The sequence below is a fragment of the Chryseobacterium sp. HR92 genome (assembly GCF_045689405.1).
Classification (GTDB): Bacteria; Bacteroidota; Bacteroidia; order Flavobacteriales; family Weeksellaceae; genus Chryseobacterium; species Chryseobacterium viscerum_A.
Genome location: NZ_CP139139.1, coordinates 895,241 through 912,680, shown reverse-complemented (window position 1 = coordinate 912,680; position 17,440 = coordinate 895,241). Strand labels below are relative to the sequence as shown.

At 36.9% G+C, this 17,440-nt stretch carries 11 protein-coding genes; 5 read left to right on the top strand and 6 right to left on the bottom strand.

What is annotated here, in order from left to right:
* Positions 1–32 precede the first annotated feature (32 nt).
* Entirely contained in the window at positions 33–1,997 is a 1,965-nt protein-coding gene (locus SFA27_RS04030) for a M4 family metallopeptidase (protein WP_407296503.1), read from the bottom strand.
* Positions 1,998–2,364: 367 nt separating this feature from the next.
* On the bottom strand, positions 2,365–3,585 hold the full coding sequence (locus SFA27_RS04025; RefSeq protein WP_407296500.1) for a DUF5103 domain-containing protein: 1,221 nt from the start codon (positions 3,583–3,585) through the stop codon (positions 2,365–2,367).
* 70 nt (positions 3,586–3,655) lie between these two features.
* On the opposite strand from SFA27_RS04025, the gene SFA27_RS04020 reads away from it, so the two are divergent.
* A complete protein-coding gene (locus SFA27_RS04020; protein ID WP_407298159.1) occupies positions 3,656–4,294 on the top strand; it encodes an MBL fold metallo-hydrolase in 639 nt (212 codons plus the stop codon).
* A 205-nt stretch (positions 4,295–4,499) separates the two neighbouring features.
* On the opposite strand, the gene SFA27_RS04015 is transcribed toward SFA27_RS04020, so the two are convergent.
* Genes SFA27_RS04015 through SFA27_RS04005 form a run of 3 tightly spaced genes read right to left on the bottom strand, consistent with a single transcriptional unit; the run spans position 4,500 to position 9,665 of the window.
* Positions 4,500–6,929 carry a TonB-dependent receptor gene (locus tag SFA27_RS04015; RefSeq protein WP_407296497.1) on the bottom strand — a complete coding sequence of 810 codons (2,430 nt, stop codon included), beginning with the start codon at positions 6,927–6,929 and terminating at the stop codon, positions 4,500–4,502.
* A gap of 22 nt (positions 6,930–6,951) precedes the next feature.
* On the bottom strand, positions 6,952–8,433 hold the full coding sequence (locus SFA27_RS04010; RefSeq protein WP_407296494.1) for a trehalase family glycosidase: 1,482 nt from the start codon (positions 8,431–8,433) through the stop codon (positions 6,952–6,954).
* A 2-nt stretch (positions 8,434–8,435) separates the two neighbouring features.
* Positions 8,436–9,665 (bottom strand): MFS transporter, encoded by a 1,230-nt coding sequence (locus SFA27_RS04005; RefSeq protein WP_047378996.1) that lies wholly within the window; start codon positions 9,663–9,665, stop codon positions 8,436–8,438.
* 123 nt (positions 9,666–9,788) lie between these two features.
* Between SFA27_RS04005 and SFA27_RS04000 the strand changes: the two genes are divergently transcribed.
* Entirely contained in the window at positions 9,789–10,694 is a 906-nt protein-coding gene (locus SFA27_RS04000) for an AraC family transcriptional regulator (protein WP_407296491.1), read from the top strand.
* A gap of 440 nt (positions 10,695–11,134) precedes the next feature.
* Here SFA27_RS04000 and SFA27_RS03995 read toward each other — a convergent pair whose 3' ends face one another.
* Positions 11,135–11,689, bottom strand: coding sequence for a thioredoxin family protein (locus SFA27_RS03995; RefSeq protein WP_047378998.1), 555 nt, complete (start codon positions 11,687–11,689; stop codon positions 11,135–11,137).
* Positions 11,690–12,009: 320 nt separating this feature from the next.
* Between SFA27_RS03995 and SFA27_RS03990 the strand changes: the two genes are divergently transcribed.
* The 3 genes from SFA27_RS03990 to SFA27_RS03980 all read left to right on the top strand — a co-directional run bounded on the left by SFA27_RS03990 (position 12,010) and on the right by SFA27_RS03980 (position 17,352).
* On the top strand, positions 12,010–12,606 hold the full coding sequence (locus tag SFA27_RS03990; protein ID WP_047378999.1) for a TetR/AcrR family transcriptional regulator: 597 nt from the start codon (positions 12,010–12,012) through the stop codon (positions 12,604–12,606).
* A gap of 363 nt (positions 12,607–12,969) precedes the next feature.
* A complete protein-coding gene (locus tag SFA27_RS03985; RefSeq protein WP_047379000.1) occupies positions 12,970–14,130 on the top strand; it encodes an efflux RND transporter periplasmic adaptor subunit in 1,161 nt (386 codons plus the stop codon).
* A gap of 39 nt (positions 14,131–14,169) precedes the next feature.
* On the top strand, positions 14,170–17,352 hold the full coding sequence (locus SFA27_RS03980; protein WP_407296488.1) for an efflux RND transporter permease subunit: 3,183 nt from the start codon (positions 14,170–14,172) through the stop codon (positions 17,350–17,352).
* Positions 17,353–17,440 lie beyond the last annotated feature (88 nt).

The window sequence follows — 17,440 nt, the reverse complement described above, 5'->3', positions numbered from 1 at the left end:
TTGTTGAATATATTAAAAATTTGATTTGGTGCTTATTTTTTAAGAAGATTTCCGGCTTTTTGTCCGTTTACTGTTACCACATATACTCCTGGAAGCATATTGGAAGGCAACTGGATGTTCAGCTTATTGGTACCGTCTGTAATCTCAACTTTTTCTGAAATTTCTTTTTTACCTGTAAGGCTTACCAGTTCTACAATTCCTTTTCCGGCTTTACCTTCAAAGTTTATGGTAAATCTGTCAGTTGCAGGGTTTGGACTAATTGTATAAAGCTGAGCATCTGTGGCTGCCACTTTTCCTGCTGCAGAAGTTCCACCTCCTACACCTACTGCATTCCAGGCATTTTTAACCTGAGTTACTTCATTGCTGGTTGCTCCATACAAATCAGTAGCTGCCTGAATAGAATATGTTCTTGCATTTGCATAATTGGATGATGACGTCAGATAAGTAGTTAATGTTCTGTAAGCAATAGCTCCTGCCTTATCCAGCCCGATTCCGGAAACATTATAAGCAAAACTGTTATCATTAGTACCAGAACCACCTGTTACCAGTAAATAATACCAGAAATTAAGTACTCCCGAATTGGTATGAACTCCGCAATAATCGTTATATCCAGGCAGATTAGGATTCCCCTGAGGAGTACAAGAACTGCTTGCATCTTTCCAGTAGGTACCTTTATAAGTATCCGGCTGGTTATAGGCATTAGGGTTTGCCATATCTCTGATGACATAGTTAAAATCTTCTCCCAATGTCCAGCTTGCTTTTGTAGGTCTAGCCCAACGTTCTATTGAGTTTCCAAAAACATCAGAAAAACCTTCATTCAGTGCTCCCGACTCTCTCTGATACGCAAGGTTAGCTGTTTTAGAAGTCATTCCATGAGTAATTTCGTGACCGCAGACATCTATCGCAGTTAAAGGCTTACCACCATTTGTTGTAGAGCTTCCGTCACCATAAAGCATTCTCGAGCCATCCCAATAAGCATTGAAGATATTGGTTCCATAATGAACATATGATTTGATGGCAAAATTGTTATTATCAATACTTTTTCGTCCGTATTTTGTATAGTAATAATCTAAAGTCTTTTCAGCTCCCCAATGAGCGTCTGTAGCATATTGATCTTTATTTGTATTTACATTATTCCATGCGTTATCAGCATCTGTAAAATCAACAGCAGATCCTAAATTTGTCGATTTCTTAGCATTATAGGTCTCTACAGATGTCCCCGCATTTCTTCCCGTTTCTCTCAGCCTGTAACTTCCGTTATAAGAATCAGTCACTATATTTTGGCTTCCACTGTAAACGGTTGTAGCTGTTCCCGGTGTATTTACTTCATGAATAATAGCATCTACTCCTAATACTTTCCCGTTTTTAGCATCTACAAAAACATATTGTCTGCTTAATGGTTTTTCTGCATAAATATCGAATTTATAAGCGAGTGTTAAATCATCCATTTTTTCATCCGTAGGATCTGAATAATATACCAATTCACCTTTAGGGGCGAAACTTTCATTGGAATCATTGGAATCTCTTTTGATGAAATCTTCCTCTTCTTTACTCTGCCATTTGTAGGATTCTGCCCCAATGAATGATAAAGCATTTTGTAATGCGATACTTTCAGAAATATTGGCTTGCTTTTCAACTCCTTTCGGAACATTAAGAACCCATTTTCCTGACTGTCCTACAATTTTCCCTCCTTTTGTCTGTACAGCCATCATTCCGTATTCTACCGGAATACCATTTACAGTCTGTTGAAATCTGTGAGTTTCAAAACCCAACGCATCCTTTTCTAATCCTAATCTGAGTCCTTGCCCCTGAGAAAGCCTTTGTGAAGCTTCATCAAATAAAACCGGACTTCCCTGAAATGCCGGTGCATTTTTTTCAAATCGCATAAAATCTGCGTGTAATCCGCTTTTACCCGGATCTAATTTTGATGGTGTATTTTGTGCAAAAACAAAAGAACAGGCAGCAACGCTTGCCACTAAGATAAATTTCGTATTCATAATAATATTTGGTTGATTGTGTTGACTAATTTATAAACTTTTCGCAATAAAACAATATAAATTATAAATAAAACCCAATAGATATTATAAATTAATAAATAAAACGCAATAATGATTTTAAAACAAAGAAAAATATTTAAATATAATTTTTCTGCAATACAATTTTTAAATTAAAATATTTAATTAAAATCAAAATTTTGTGAATTATTTTTTTTCACTATGTAGTGCATTATAATCAGGAAAAATTATCCTGATCTGATATTTTAAAGTCTGATATTTTCAAAATTGCAAAAAAAATAAGGACCGTCTTAAGAGACAGTCCCAAATTATAGGTATATTTTTATGTAGAATGGTATCAAGTCATGATTTATCTTTTATTGGCAATTGGAGTTCTGAATTCTCCATATCCCATCAAGCCATCATAATTTCTTCCGAAAGGTGCATAATAAAGAAATGCCTGGTAAAGATTTTCCGTCTGCCAGAAATTACCGTTTACCTCACCGAAATTCAATGCACCATTTCCTTCTTTGGTCACTAAAACATAATTATAAAAACCTTGTTTCAGGAATATTTTAGCTACATACTGCTTGGTAGCTGCATCATACTGCATCTGATTTTCTTTACTCGGTTTATAATTATTAAATCCACCCAAAACATAAATCTCTTTATCTACCGGATCCGACTCAAGGTAGAAATGCACCCATGAATAGTCAGCTTCTCTTTCTGCATCTCTTTCTCTCCCTAAATCATTTCTTCTGTAATACCATGCCCCGTTGACATCCGGCTGATATTGATAATTTAATGGAAATGCCCATACAGGATGAAGATAGGTTTGGTTGACATCATCTTTTATTTCAGTTGCCCGCACCATATCCGCCGCCATATTCATGTTTTTATTATCGAAATAATAAAACTCATTGTCTCCCGGAAACGTAAGATTCATCTGCTGGAAAAGCACCTGATTTCCTAAAACACTGCTTGGCTTCAGGTTAGAAATCACCATATTCGGGTTGTTATTCTGCATCACATTCATAGTGATTGAATTGACATTGGAAGAGATATCTCCTCCTTTCGGAGAAACATTCACTTCTACCCTCTGGTTAAGGTTAGGATTTTTTGCATCTGCAAATCTTGATATATTTAATGCCACAGATGTTGCATCTTCCACCAGGTAAAATCTTTTTTTGAAAAGAGGCTGATCTGCAGAATCTTTGTAAACAATCAGTTCATAATTCCCTGAAATCTTCAGCTGGATTTTATCATTCGGAAAAACAAGTTTATAGTGAGTATAAGCCTGTAAGGTATTGAATGAATACTGAAACTGATCCAGAAGAGCATTCATACTTCCGGCTGCAAATTCTGTAAAAAACAGATTATCATCATTCCAGTTCCTGTCATAATGTTTGAACGTATATCGATAGATCTGACTGCCGTTTGTAAGATCATCAAAGCCCAGAACCAACTGTTCACCAATCTTGATAACCGGGGTTTCATCATTGGTCTGAGGATTGAACAGCTGAACACTTTGGATATTTTGTCCAAAAACCAGTCCGCCCAAAGTAAGTAAGAGTATTCGCAAAGTTTTCATTATGACGAAGATAACGAAAAATAGCCATTTTCTTAATAATATCGTATTTTTGAATAAAAAATATTCAGATATGCTTCAGATTCAAGGTTTCGTATTCAATTTTGCGAGCGAAAACACTTACATCATCTATAACGAGAATAAAAATGCTTGGCTAATTGATCCGGGAAATATGAAAGGGCAGGAAACTCAGGCTATTGATAATTTCATTTCAGAAAACGGGCTGAAAATTCAGAAAATACTTTTGACCCACGCACATATTGATCATGTATTGGGGCTTCAATGGGCTTTTGATACGTTCAAAGTACCCGTAACAATGCATCAGGAGGATCAGGAAGTTCTGGATATGCTTCAGGCAAGTGGAATGAGATTCGGAATGCAGGTAGATCCTGTAAAAGCAGATGTAGAATATATAAAAGAAGGGGATAAACTGGATCTGGATGGTGAAAAATTTAAAATTTACCATGTTCCGGGACATTCTCCGGGAAGTGTAGTTTATCATCACGAAAATCAGAAATTCATGATCTCAGGAGATGTTCTTTTTGAAGGCAGTATCGGAAGAACAGATTTATATAAAGGAAATTATGAGCAGTTGATTGATGGTATTAAATCAAAACTTTTCATTTTAGATAATGATACTCAGGTTTTCTCAGGACATGGAAATCCTACCTCGATTGGGTTTGAGAAGCAATATAATCCGTTTTTGAAGTAAGAGAGTCGGAGGGTTTGAGAGTCTGCTCATGTTCATTCAAACTTTAATATGTTCTAAATTCTCTTATTATTTTACCTGTAAAAATCCCGCAGAATAAACCAAATACTATTTAAAAAATTGGCTTAATCTGCGGGAGAACATAAAAATAAAAAAATACAAAACCGTCAGTAACTTCGACGGTTTTGTTGTTATAAAGAAATAGAAATTAGAAATCCAAAGTAATTGAAGCTCTGGCTGCAGCCCCCATAATAGGTCTTGCCATGATGATTCCATCTCCGTTTGGAGAACCCGCTCTTGGGTCACCTTCTGTGATTCCGATTGTATTAAAGATATTGGTTCCGTCCACAGCAAAACGTATTCTTCCTAATTGGTAAGACATTCCTGCCCCAAATTCGGTGAATGAAGGCAATGTCTGCACATTCAGCTCATCCTGGAAACGTTTTCCATAGTAATTCATGCTTACATAAGCTCTCCATGCTTTTGTAATATTGACTGCCGGTGAAATATTGAAGAAAAATTTAGGCATCCTTCTTACTACATTTCCTTCAAGAACACTTCCGGCCTCAAGGTTTTTATATTTAGGACTCTGGATTGTCCCGTTGAATGTTACTTCTAAAATATTATTGAATAAACGGGCGAAACCTTCCACTTCAACTCCATAGTTTTCTGTATTGGCGAAAGTATTTTCGGATTTACCATCGGAGAAAACATCCGTAAATGACAGGTTCTTCAAGGTAGAATAGAACGGAATTACTGCTATATCAAAAGTTCGCGAGTAATATTTGTATCCTACTTCCAGCTGATTAGTCGTTACAGATTTTAAAGGTTTATCGGGATTCGGATTGGAGAAATAGTTGTAATATGCTTCTTCATTCGGTGATCTGAAACCATTAGAAAAACGGGCATACACGGCATTCTCTCTATTGATCTTATAATTAGCCGCAACCGTGAAAGATACTTTATCAATATTATAATTCCAGTAGGTGTATTTATTTCCAAGTACACTCATATTATCATCAGCTGTAGTTGTGTTGAAACCGTGAGTTCCATCGGTTGTTAACCCGGAATTATTTAAATTGGAAGAGGTTGTATTGGCAAAATTTCCTTTATAATAATCATGGCTGTAACGAAGCCCTCCATTCACACTTAAAGCATCGGTGATATTATAATCCAGGTTTACATAAAGATCATTCAAACTTCCCTGAGTCTGAGTATCTCTCTGTAAAAACGTCATATTGGTAACTCCGTTATACGTTTTGGAATATCCAACGTCTGAAGGACTTAAAGAAGTATCTACCAGATTCAATAATGCCGGTCTGTCTGTAGCTGTAGTCAGGATATTACTCCAGTTCCAGTATTGATGCGATTTCCAGTTAGATTTATAAAAACCTGCAGTAATATTTCCCTGGTCAAATTTATAGTTGAACTGCAGATCATTCACAAAATTATTCATTTGTTTGTCAATTGCCCAGAACCCTAGTTTCTGTACATATTCAGGATTAACCACAGCTCCGTTGCTCACCAGTGAATACTGATAATTGTTGCCGGCAATTCCGTTGCTTTTAGCAAATTCTGCCATCGTCTGCGGACCTCCTGCAGGGAAAATCCCTGTATAATTCATATTGATATTGGTGTATCTGGTCTTGTTTAAAACGCTGAAATTGTTTCCAAGATCATATTTAAATTCTGCTCCTAATACATCTACTTTCGGATGAATTCCGTCTTCAAGATTTCTGTTGAAAAATCCACCTCCGGCCTGTGGAATATTCAGCTGGCTGATTGCTCTGTAACTATATGTTCCATAATTAGGATCAAAATTCTGGAATCCTTTCAGCTTGTTGCCGTTTTGCACCAAAGGAATAGGAAGGAAGAATGTATTTCTGTCATCCAGTTTTTTGTAATATACTTTTACATAACCTTTATCAAAGACATACTTCAGGTTCATTCTGATTTGCCCTCCATTATTAGCTTTGAATCCTGTTTTTCTGATCCCGTCATCTGTTCTGTAGAAACCTCCTACATTAAAGAACAATTTATCCTGAACCAAAGCTCCACCTACATTCACATCGGTACGCATCAACCCATAAGTACTTGTTTCCAGCTTTGCCGTACCTCTGAAATCATTGGTCCCTTCTCTGGTAATAAAGTTGATCAAACCACCGGGAGAATTGGTTGCAAAAATGGATCCGGAACCACCTCTCAAAGCTTCCATACGGTTGACCGAATTATCTACACGAAAAAAGTTATCCGCATTGGCAAATTGAAGAGCTCCGTCTTCAAAAACCGGAAGTCCGTCTTCCTGTACCTGTACAAACTCATAAGCTCCTGCGGAAGGAATTCCTCTTGCAAAAAGATTGTTTCCCACTTCCCCACCAGACGTTTCTACAGCAAATCCCGGAACTCTTTGTAATAAAGCAGCTGCACTGATTGGGTTCTGCTTCTGAATTTCTTTGGAACTGAATGTGGAAATCGCTGTACTGGATTCTATTTTTTTCTTTGGATTTGAATTTCCTGTGATGACAATCTGATCGATAGAGGAAATTTTTACAGAATCCTGCGGAGTTTCCTGGGCATAAGCATTATTAAAATATAACGTAGCTGTTGCGGCGATTAAAAAGATTGATTTTTTTTTCATAGCCTTATTTTTATTGTTAGTTTCAGTTTTGTTGTAATTGTAAATACACTCCATTGGTCCAACCGAATCCATCCTGATTAGGGTATTCCCCGCCGCCTGCTATTGTTTCTGTGTCTAATGCATTGTATTTTTCCATTAGTTTTCCGGTATTCTTGTAAACTCTTTCTACATTGGAACACCAGTTATTTTTTATTTTCTCAGCCAGTTCATCAAAGCCATAATTTTTCATTGCTTTAAAGCCCAGCCACTGATAAGGAGCCCATGCATTGGGAAGATCCCACTGCTGGCCTGAGTTTTTAGTAGTTGTGACCAATCCGCCTTTGTAAAGAAATTTCTCAGCTATAGCTTTAGCAACTGCCTCTGCCTGTTCCTGATCTGCAATTCCAAGGAATAAAGGGTAAAGAGCAGCAATATGTTCAGACGGTGTTTTTGTGTTTTTTTTAGTGTGATAATCTTTATAATTGTTAGTATTTCTATCCCAGAAATATTTATTGATCATCTGTCTTCGGCTTGCTGCTCTTTCTGAAAAATAATTTTCTTTGTCACTCAGATTCTGAAGCGCTGAAGATTTTGCCAAAGTCATTTCCAGATGCCACAACAGGCAGTTCAGATCTACTTGTGCAAGATTCAGTGTTTCTATCGTCTGTATATTTTCTCCGTCTGCAAACCATCTGCTGGAAAAATCCCAGCCGGATTCACAGGCGCTTCTTATGTTTCTGTAAAATTCGTCACCTGAAGTGGTCTCATGATCTTCAATGTCGATCAGATAACTCTCAGGGCGTGGTGCATTTTCTGCATCGTAATAGCGGTTCAGAATATCTCCGTCTTTTGTTTTAACTACCCTTTTTACACTGGATCCGTTTTCAAGCCATTCTTCGCCATTCATCCAGAAAGCATATTCTTTCTCCAGAGTTTCGTGGTATTGTGTATAAATTCCTTCATTATGCGTCGTTTCAAAAAGAAGATCCAGCATTAATGAAAAATAAGGCGGTTGAGATCTGCTCAGGAAATGGGTTCTGCTCGCATTAGGAACAAATCCTACATTAAGGATCAGGTAAGAGCAGTTTTCAATGATATTTTCCATCATTTCTATTCTGCCGGAAACTTGTAATCCAAGCATAATAAAATAGCTATCCCAATAGAAAAACTCATTAAAACGACCTCCCGGAACGATATAAGGTTTTGGTAATTTTAAAAGTGTCCCTTTTTCTTCATAGGCTGTACGGGTAAGTTCATCCCATAATTTTTCAATATGTTCACCAATTGGAAGTTGCTCTTCTCTGTGTACAGAAACTCTTGCTCCTAAAAAATCAAAATGGGTCATCACAAAATCTTTCAGGTTAAAACCTTCAGTTTTTTTTGATTTTTCATAATCTTCATTAATCTTTGCAATAGGAAACAGAGGAACTGCATCCGTCATCATTTTCTGATCTTCAAAAATTTCAGATCTCTGCACATCATCAAACAGACTTTGAATTTCGTTTATGTAAAGCTGATTACTCATTATTATTTTTTAGGATTAATTTTTAATTTATTCATGAAAACCGCGGATGTGATCAGTAATGAAAGCGGAATCAGTGAAAGATAAAATGCCTGCTGCCCGCTGAACTCCTGAAATACAAAACCGGTAATAATAGAACCTATAGTTCCCCCGATTGCTGAGAAAACAACTATCAATCCTGACATTGCACTGTGCAAATATTTGGGGATAGATGCCAGAATTACAGAATTAATGCTTGGATAAATAGGTGCCAGCAGACCTCCCATTAAAGGAAATAAATAGACCACCAAAGGGGCATTCATCCAATTTGTATTCGTATCAATATGAATATTATGGGTAAGAGGTAAAACAAGTAGTAAACTGATGGCAAAACCAACCACACAGAAAGAAACTACATAGATCCAGCTGAATTTTTTGGAGAAGAATCCCGATAAAAATCTTCCCAACGCAAAAGCTCCTGCCAAAACCGCTCCCGCCTGGATGCTCATGGATGTAGGCACTTTTAAAATTTCCTTATAAAATGTAGGTGTCCAGGTTTGAAAGCTCTGTTCCACCAATACAAAAAGGAAAGCACATAATAAAAAGCACAAAACTTTTTTATAACTGAAAAGGCTTACACTGTTTCTTAAATCTCCCAAGAGATCTGTTTTCTCACTTTTAGCCTCCTGTTCATTCAATTTTGAAAAGAATAAGAATAAAAAAGATAAGCTTGAAAATCCTCCCAGAATCCAGTATACATTCAGCCATTCTGTAGATTTCGGATTGTGATCATCTATATATAAGCTGAATAAAACATTTCCAGCCAATACCCCAATCATAAAAAAACCTTCCAGAAATCCCATAAAACTGGAATGTTCTTTATCTGTTTCCGTTACCAATCCAATAGAAGTAAAAACCGATATTTTGATTAGTGCAAATGAAACTCCTACGGTTGCAAATAATAATTTAAAAACCCAGAAGTCATTGGTAAACGGCATTACAAAACACATGCAGCTTACCAGCAATAAAGCAATCAGCATCGATTTTTTGATTCCTATCTTCGGAAGAAATGAAGCCAGAATGAAAGAACATATGGCAATCGGAAGATCTTTGAAGCCTTCCAAAACGCTGGCCGAAGATTTTGAAATCCCAAAATTCTGCTGTACCTGTAGAATGACTGTTCCTACAGAATTCAGAAGAATTGCGAAGACAAAATAGTTTAAAAATAAAACGGCCTTGATATTAATATTTTTCATTCAGGTTATTTCTTGTCGGCTAAGATAGAAGCATTTGTGTTAACGATAATTTAACACAGTAAATCAATATTTGAACTATATTAATATAATTAGTATTTTTAGTAATTAAATATGATTAATTAAATGAAAGTTACTTTTGAAAGGGTAATCCCTAATGAAAAGAGCTCGTTCCGCACAATTCATAATAACTCCCCTATTTCAGAATTCAAATGGGAGTACCATTATCATCCCGAAATTGAGTTAGTATGTGTCATTTCGGGGAACGGAACACGCCACGTGGGCTATCATAAAAGTAATTATACGAACGGAGATCTGGTATTAATCGGGTCCAATATTCCCCACTCCGGATTTGGGCTGAATTCTATTGATCCTCATGAGGAAATTGTGCTTCAGTTCAAAGAAGAAATCCTTCAGTTTCCCCAGCAGGAAGTAGAAGCCAGATCTATTAAAAATCTGTTGGAACTTTCAAAATATGGGATTCATTTTCATCATAAAGTAAAAAAAGTAATGCTTCCCAAACTGAAGCTTATGCTTGAATCAGAGGGTTACAAAAGATATTTGCTGCTGCTTGAAATTCTTTTTGAACTTTCAAAATGTGAAGACTATGATCTTCTGAACAAAGAAATCATGCCCTACACCATTATTTCCAAGAATAAAACCCGTCTTGAAAATATCTTCACCTATGTAGAACATCATTACGACAAGGAAATTGATATTGAAGACGTTGCCAAACTGGCCAATCTTACTTTGCCTGCATTCTGCAATTTCTTTAAAAAAGCAACTCAGATTACTTTTACAGAGTTTGTGAACCGTTACAGAATCAATAAAGCATGTCTGCTGATGGCCCAGGACAGGTCTATTTCAGAATGTAGCTATCAATGTGGTTTTAATAATGTGACGTATTTTAACAGGATGTTTAAAAAATATACGGGGAAGACTCCTTCGGAATTTATCAGGAATTACTCTCATAGTAATGTCAATGTAGATTTGAAGGTTGAGAATGAGAGTAAAACTAAAGCAAGCTTTTAATAGATGAACTATACTGAGATTCTTACGAAATGGCAATTCGTATGGTTATACTAAACACTGTCTTTGTCCATTCCGTAGGAATCCAGACTTACTTATGTGAAATTTTGCAGGCAATGATAATAAAAGATCAGCTGTGCAGAGACTCCTACGGAGTGACAATTCGACTGGTTATACTAAACGCTGTGTTTGTCCATTCCGTAGAAATCCAGGCTTACTTATAGAAATTCAGAGGTTAGCAATACAAGAAAGATAAGCTATGCTGAGACTCCTGCGGAGTGACAAAGTGGGTGAAGAAATATACTATGAATTAAACATCTGTGTCATCTGTGAGAAAAAGACAATCAAATAACAAGCTTATGAGAAACAAAAAAGCCACTCTAAAAGAGCAGCTTTGTATTATTAAGTAAAAACCAGTAACTAAATAAACCAGCAACCAGTAATTATTTCCATTTAATATTACATCCCATACTTGGTCTTTGAATTTCTTCCTGCGCTTCTCCAGCCAAAAGATTTTCAAAAGCAATAATCAGATCCTCACCTGTAACATCTTTATTATTTCCAGGTCTTGAATCATCCATCTGACCTCTGTATACAAGGTCAAGTTTATCATCAAAGAAATAAAAATCCGGTGTACAAGCAGCCTCGTAAGCTTTAGCTACAGCCTGGCTTTCATCGAATAAATAAGGGAAATCAAAATTTCTTTCAATTTGGAATTCAATCATTTTTTCAGGAGAATCTGCCGGATATTTTTCAATATCATTAGCATTGATGGCAATGAATTCAATTCCACGTTCGTTATAATCTTCGTATAATTCATTGATCTTGTCGATCACATGAAGAACAAACGGACAGTGGTTGCACATGAAGATCACCAAAGTTCCTTTTTCTCCTTTCAGTTCGTCCAAAGACTGAAGTTCATTCGTTTTTGACGGGTTAGGAAGTTCAAAAAACGGTGCTTTTGTTCCTAATGCCAGCATATTTGAGGGAGTATTCATATCCTTTTTTCTTTACCGCAAAGATAGATATTTCTTTTATTAATTGAGCCGGGTTCTGAAACACACCTTTTATTTTTAGTAGAGGAAGGAAGCTGGAAGCTGGAGGAGGGAAGATTTTTAGACCTCAAAAATAGTTATAGTCAAATTCTATTAATGGTATTTTTTTAACGCGAAACAACTTCCAGCCCCCATTCTTCCAGCTTCCAGCCTTTGATCTATTTTTCTTTAAATAGTTGCCCAATCTATAAAACTCATAATATCCTTTGGAAGTTATATTAAAAAGTTTGTAGTTTTGCTAACGCTGTTAGTAAATAAATATCATGGGTCTACATGAACGCCGTCAACGAGAAAAAGAATCTATCCGCGCAAATATTTTGCAGGCTGCTTTCACGTTGGCTAAAACTGAAGGCTGGGCATCACTTTCTATGCGAAAGATAGCAGACGCTATTGAGTATAGTGCCCCGGTGGTGTATGATTATTTTGAAAATAAAGAAGCTATTTTATTTGAAATTTCATTAGATGGCTTCCACAAGTTACACATAGAATTATTAAAAGCTCAGCAGAAACAGGATACTCCGGAAGAGCAACTCGTTGCAATTGTGGATGCATACTGGAACTTTGCTTTTAAAAATAAGGAATATTACCAGCTTATGTTTGGTCTTGGAATGCAATGCTGTGGAAAAGGGCAGATGAAAAAAGAATTTTCATCATTCCAGGAACTGATCTATGAATGTACCTATGAGATTATTAAGAAAAACGGATCCAATCCGGACAATGCCTGTCATATGTCTCATGCTCTGTTTTCTGCCGTACACGGAATGATCTCTATTATGATGATGCGTACTGCTGATATCCCTTCTACAATGAATAAGACGACATTAGACGAAACTGTTTCGGCTTTTATTAAGTCTTTGTAAATTTTTTTTGAATTAAAAATTAACACCGTTAGGAAATTTAACACCGAATTAATTTAGATAATTTGTGATTCCTGATTAAAAATGAAAACCATTTATGAAGCAATTCATAATATTCAGTTGTTAAAATTAGTCATTTTTTGCTTATTAATTAACACTGTTAGTAAAATTAACACACCTTACACCAACATTATACACTTAAATACATTAAAACAATTTTCAATTATGGAAACAACCGACTTCATTGGACATTAAAAATTCTGTATTTTTTTTTGAACTAATTATTAACACTGTTAGGAAAAAATACAGCATTTATCAAAACACATTACTTACCTCTAACACTTCATTAAAAAAATTAAACCAACAATGAAATTACCTGGAAAAACAAGGTTTATTGTACTTATTGCAAGTATAATTCTTTTACAGAGCTGCACAAAAGCCGCAGAAGGAACCAATGCCGCGCCTCCAGCTCCAGAACTTCCGGTTTATACCGTTATTACATCACCCGCTACTACATATCAGGAATTCCCAACTGCTTTGGAAGGGAAAAACAACGTAGAAATCAGATCTCAGGTAGACGGATATCTGGATAGAATCTATGTAGAAGAAGGAGCTTATGTAAGAGCAGGACAACCGTTATTTAAAATAGATTCAAGAAGCTACGGCGAGCAGATGAATATGGCTCAGGCTAATCTTCAGGCTGCCAATGCCAATATTCAAAAAGCAAGAGTGGAAGTAGACAGACTTCAGCCATTGGTTGCTGCAAAAGTAGTTTCTGATGTACAGCTTAAAACAGCAAAAGCCAATTATGAAGCTGCCGTTGCTGCTGCTTCACAAGCCAGAGCCTCTGTTGGAAGCGCAAGAATCAATGTAGGATTTACAACCATTACAGCTCCTGTAAGCGGTTATATTGGAAGAATTCCTTACAAAAAAGGAAGTCTGATCTCCAGAACAGACCCAAATCCATTAACATTATTATCTGATATCAGTGAAATCTATGCCTATTTTTCTTTAAGTGAACTTGATTTCATTGCTTTCCAAAACAAATACCCGGGAGCAAGCTTAGAAGAGAAACTTAAAAATATGCCGATGGTAGATCTTGTCATTGCCGATAACAGTACTTACCCTGAAAAAGGAAGATTGAGTATTGTAGACGGGCAATTTGATAAAACTACCGGAGCTATCAGTGTGCGTGCCGTTTTCCCTAATACCAACGGAACTTTAAGAACCGGGAATACAGGAAGAGTACGTATGCCTCAGCTGATCTCGAACGCTGTAGTTATTCCACAGGAATCTACATTTGAAATTCAGGATAAAACCTATGTATATGTGATGGATAAAGATAAAAAAGTAATGGGAAGACCTATTAAAATATCTGGAAAAACAGATAGTTATTACTTTATTTCTGAAGGACTTTCCCGTGGCGAAAAAATCGTATACACAGGAATTGGAAGCTTAAAAGACGGCGCATCCATCAGACCAAAAAACATTTCGTCTGACAGCTTATTAAAAGCGAAACCATTATAGTCCTTTACAAAACAGAAGACTTAAAAAAATAAACTTCTTATGTTAAAACAATTTATAGAAAGACCGGTCCTTTCAACGGTCATCTCCATAATACTCTTATTATTGGGAGCTTTGTCTCTCTTTAATTTACCGATTGCCCTCTTCCCGGACATCGCTCCACCGAGTGTACAGGTAACGGCATTCTATCCTGGAGCTAATGCTGAAGTTGTAGCACGTTCGGTTGCCACCCCTATTGAGGAAGCTGTAAACGGAGTTGAGAACATGACTTACATGACCTCAAATTCCAGTAACGACGGTACAATGACACTAAGTGTATTCTTCAAACAGGGTGCTGATGCTGATAATGCGGCGGTAAACGTACAGAACCGTGTATCGAAAGCTATGAGCCAGCTACCTCAGGAGGTAGTACAGGCTGGGATTTCAACACAGAAAGTACAGAATAGTATGATCATGTTCATGGGATTAACCAGTGAAAATGAAAAGCAATATGATGAACTATTCCTTCAAAACTATTTGAAGATCAACGTAATTCCACAGATACAGCGTATTCCCGGAGTTGCACAGGCTCAGGTATTTGGAACAAGGGATTATTCAATGAGAATCTGGTTGAAACCGGATCGTCTGGCATCAAATAATCTTTCTCCACAGGAAGTTTTGGCAGCCATTAAAGATCACAACCTTGAAGCTGCCCCAGGCCGTCTTGGACAGGGAAGTAAGGAAACTTACGAATATATCCTTAAGTATAAAGGAAAACTGAATAAGAATGAAGACTATGAAAACATTGCTATTAAAGCAAACAGTGACGGTTCTTTCTTAAGATTAAAAGATGTTGCACGAGTAGAGTTCGGATCTTATACCTATACTGCCACCAACAGAGTAGACGGAAAACCCGTTGCCGGATTTGCGATCTTACAGACAGCAGGTTCTAATGCCAACGAAATCCTGACAGAAATTGAAAAGCAGGTGAAAGTAATGGAAACCACGCTTCCAAAAGGAGTGAAACCCATTATCATGTATAATTCCAAGGACTTCCTTGATGCTTCGATTCATCAGGTTGTGGAAACACTTGTTATTGCCTTTGTATTGGTATTTATTGTAGTATTTATCTTCCTTCAGGATTTCAGATCTACATTAATTCCGGCTATTGCAGTACCAGTAGCGATTATCGGAACATTCTTCTTCCTGCAGTTATTTGGCTTCAGTATCAACATGCTTACTTTATTTGCATTGGTACTCGCCATTGGTATTGTAGTGGATGATGCCATTGTAGTGGTAGAGGCCGTCCATTCTAAAATGGAACAGACAGGTATGCCGGTAGAACAGGCTACAATGAACTCGATGAGTGAAATTTCAGGAGCCATCATTTCCATTACATTGGTAATGTGTGCCGTATTTATTCCGGTTGGTTTCATGCAGGGACCTGCAGGGGTTTTCTACAGACAGTTTGCTTTCACATTAGCCATTGCGATTTTAATATCAGCAGTAAATGCATTAACATTGAGCCCGGCATTATGTGCGATGTTCTTAAATGATCCTCAGGGAGAACATGGTGAACACGGTCATAAAAAAGGTTTTGGAGCAAGATTCTTCAATGCTTTCAATGCCAGCTTCAACAGCATGACCAGAAAATATATCTACAGTCTTAAATTTTTAATTAAAAACAAATGGGTTGCGATAGGAGGTCTTGTGGTCATTACAGCAGCAAGTGTTTTCCTTATCAAAAAAGCACCATCAGGATTTATTCCTACTGAAGACCAGGGATTCGTATTGTATGCAGTGAATACTCCTCCGGGAAGTTCACTGGAAAGAACGCACAGAGCAACAGCACAAATTGATAAAATTATCAATGGTGAAAAAGCAACCAACCACCTTTGGGTAGCAGATGGGATGAACTTCATCAGTAATGCTAATGCTTCCCCTTATTCCGCAGGTTTCATTAAACTTAAAGATTATGACAAACGTGGTGAAATGAAAGATCCTGATCAGATTGCTGCAACATTAACAGGCAAGGTAAGCCAGGTGAAAGATGCCAATGCATTCTTCTTCAACTTCCCTACTGTACAAGGTTTCGGTAACGTTTCCGGATTTGAATTTATGCTTCAGGATAAAACAAATGGTTCTTTCGAACAGTTGGGAACAACTACTCAACAGTTCATTGGAGAGCTGATGAAAAGACCTGAAATTGCTTTCGCCTTTACAACTTATGCGGCAGGAAATCCTCAGTATACCATTGATGTAGATACGGATAAAGCCAACCAGCTGGGTGTTTCTGTAACAGAATTGATGCAGACTATGCAGATTTATTTCGGAAGCAGCTTTGTATCGGATTTCAACAGATTCGGAAAGTATTACAGAGTAATGGCTCAGGCAGACATTCCTTACCGTACAGATGCCAATTCACTGGAAGGAATTTATGTGAAAAATAAATCAGGAGAAATGGTTCCTGCAAAAACTTTGGTGACGTTAAAAAGATCTTTCGGTCCTGAAACGGTAACAAGAAATAACCTTTTCAACGCAGTAACGATTAACGGAACTCCAAAACCCGGTTATAGTACCGGAGATGCCATCAAAGCAGTAGAAGAAGTTGCTCAGCAATCACTCCCAAGAGGATATGGATATGAATGGACAGGGATTACCCGTGAAGAAATCAAGACAAGTGGACAAACTTCATTTATCTTCTTCCTAAGTATCCTGTTTGTATACTTCTTACTGGCAGCACAATATGAAAGCTACATTCTTCCGTTTGCTATTATTCTTACCATTCCAACAGGGATTTTCGGAGTATTTGCATTCACAGGATTAGCAAGAATTGATAACAATATTTATGTTCAGGTAGGATTGATCATGCTGGTCGGGCTACTGGCCAAAAATGCCATCCTGATTGTAGAGTTTGCCGTACAGAGAAGAAAAGCAGGTAAAACATTAATTGAATCTGCACTTCAGGCATCTAGATTACGTTTAAGACCAATCTTAATGACCTCTTTTGCCTTCATCGTGGGAATGCTTCCACTGGTATGGACGCAGGGTGCTTCCTCAAAAGGAAACCATTCTATCGGTTATAGTACCGTAGGAGGAATGCTTACAGGAGTAATATTGGGAATCTTTATCATTCCGGTAATGTACGTAGTATTCCAGTATCTGCATGAAAAAATGCCAAGCAGAAAAAAGAAAAGACTTCTGAAAAAACAAATGGAGGAAGAACTTTTAGCTGCTAGTCACTAATAAAAAAATGAATAACAAAAACTTAGAGAAAATTTTAAGATCATAGGTTTACCTATTTACCTGCCTGTTCTTAATGGTTTACAAAAGC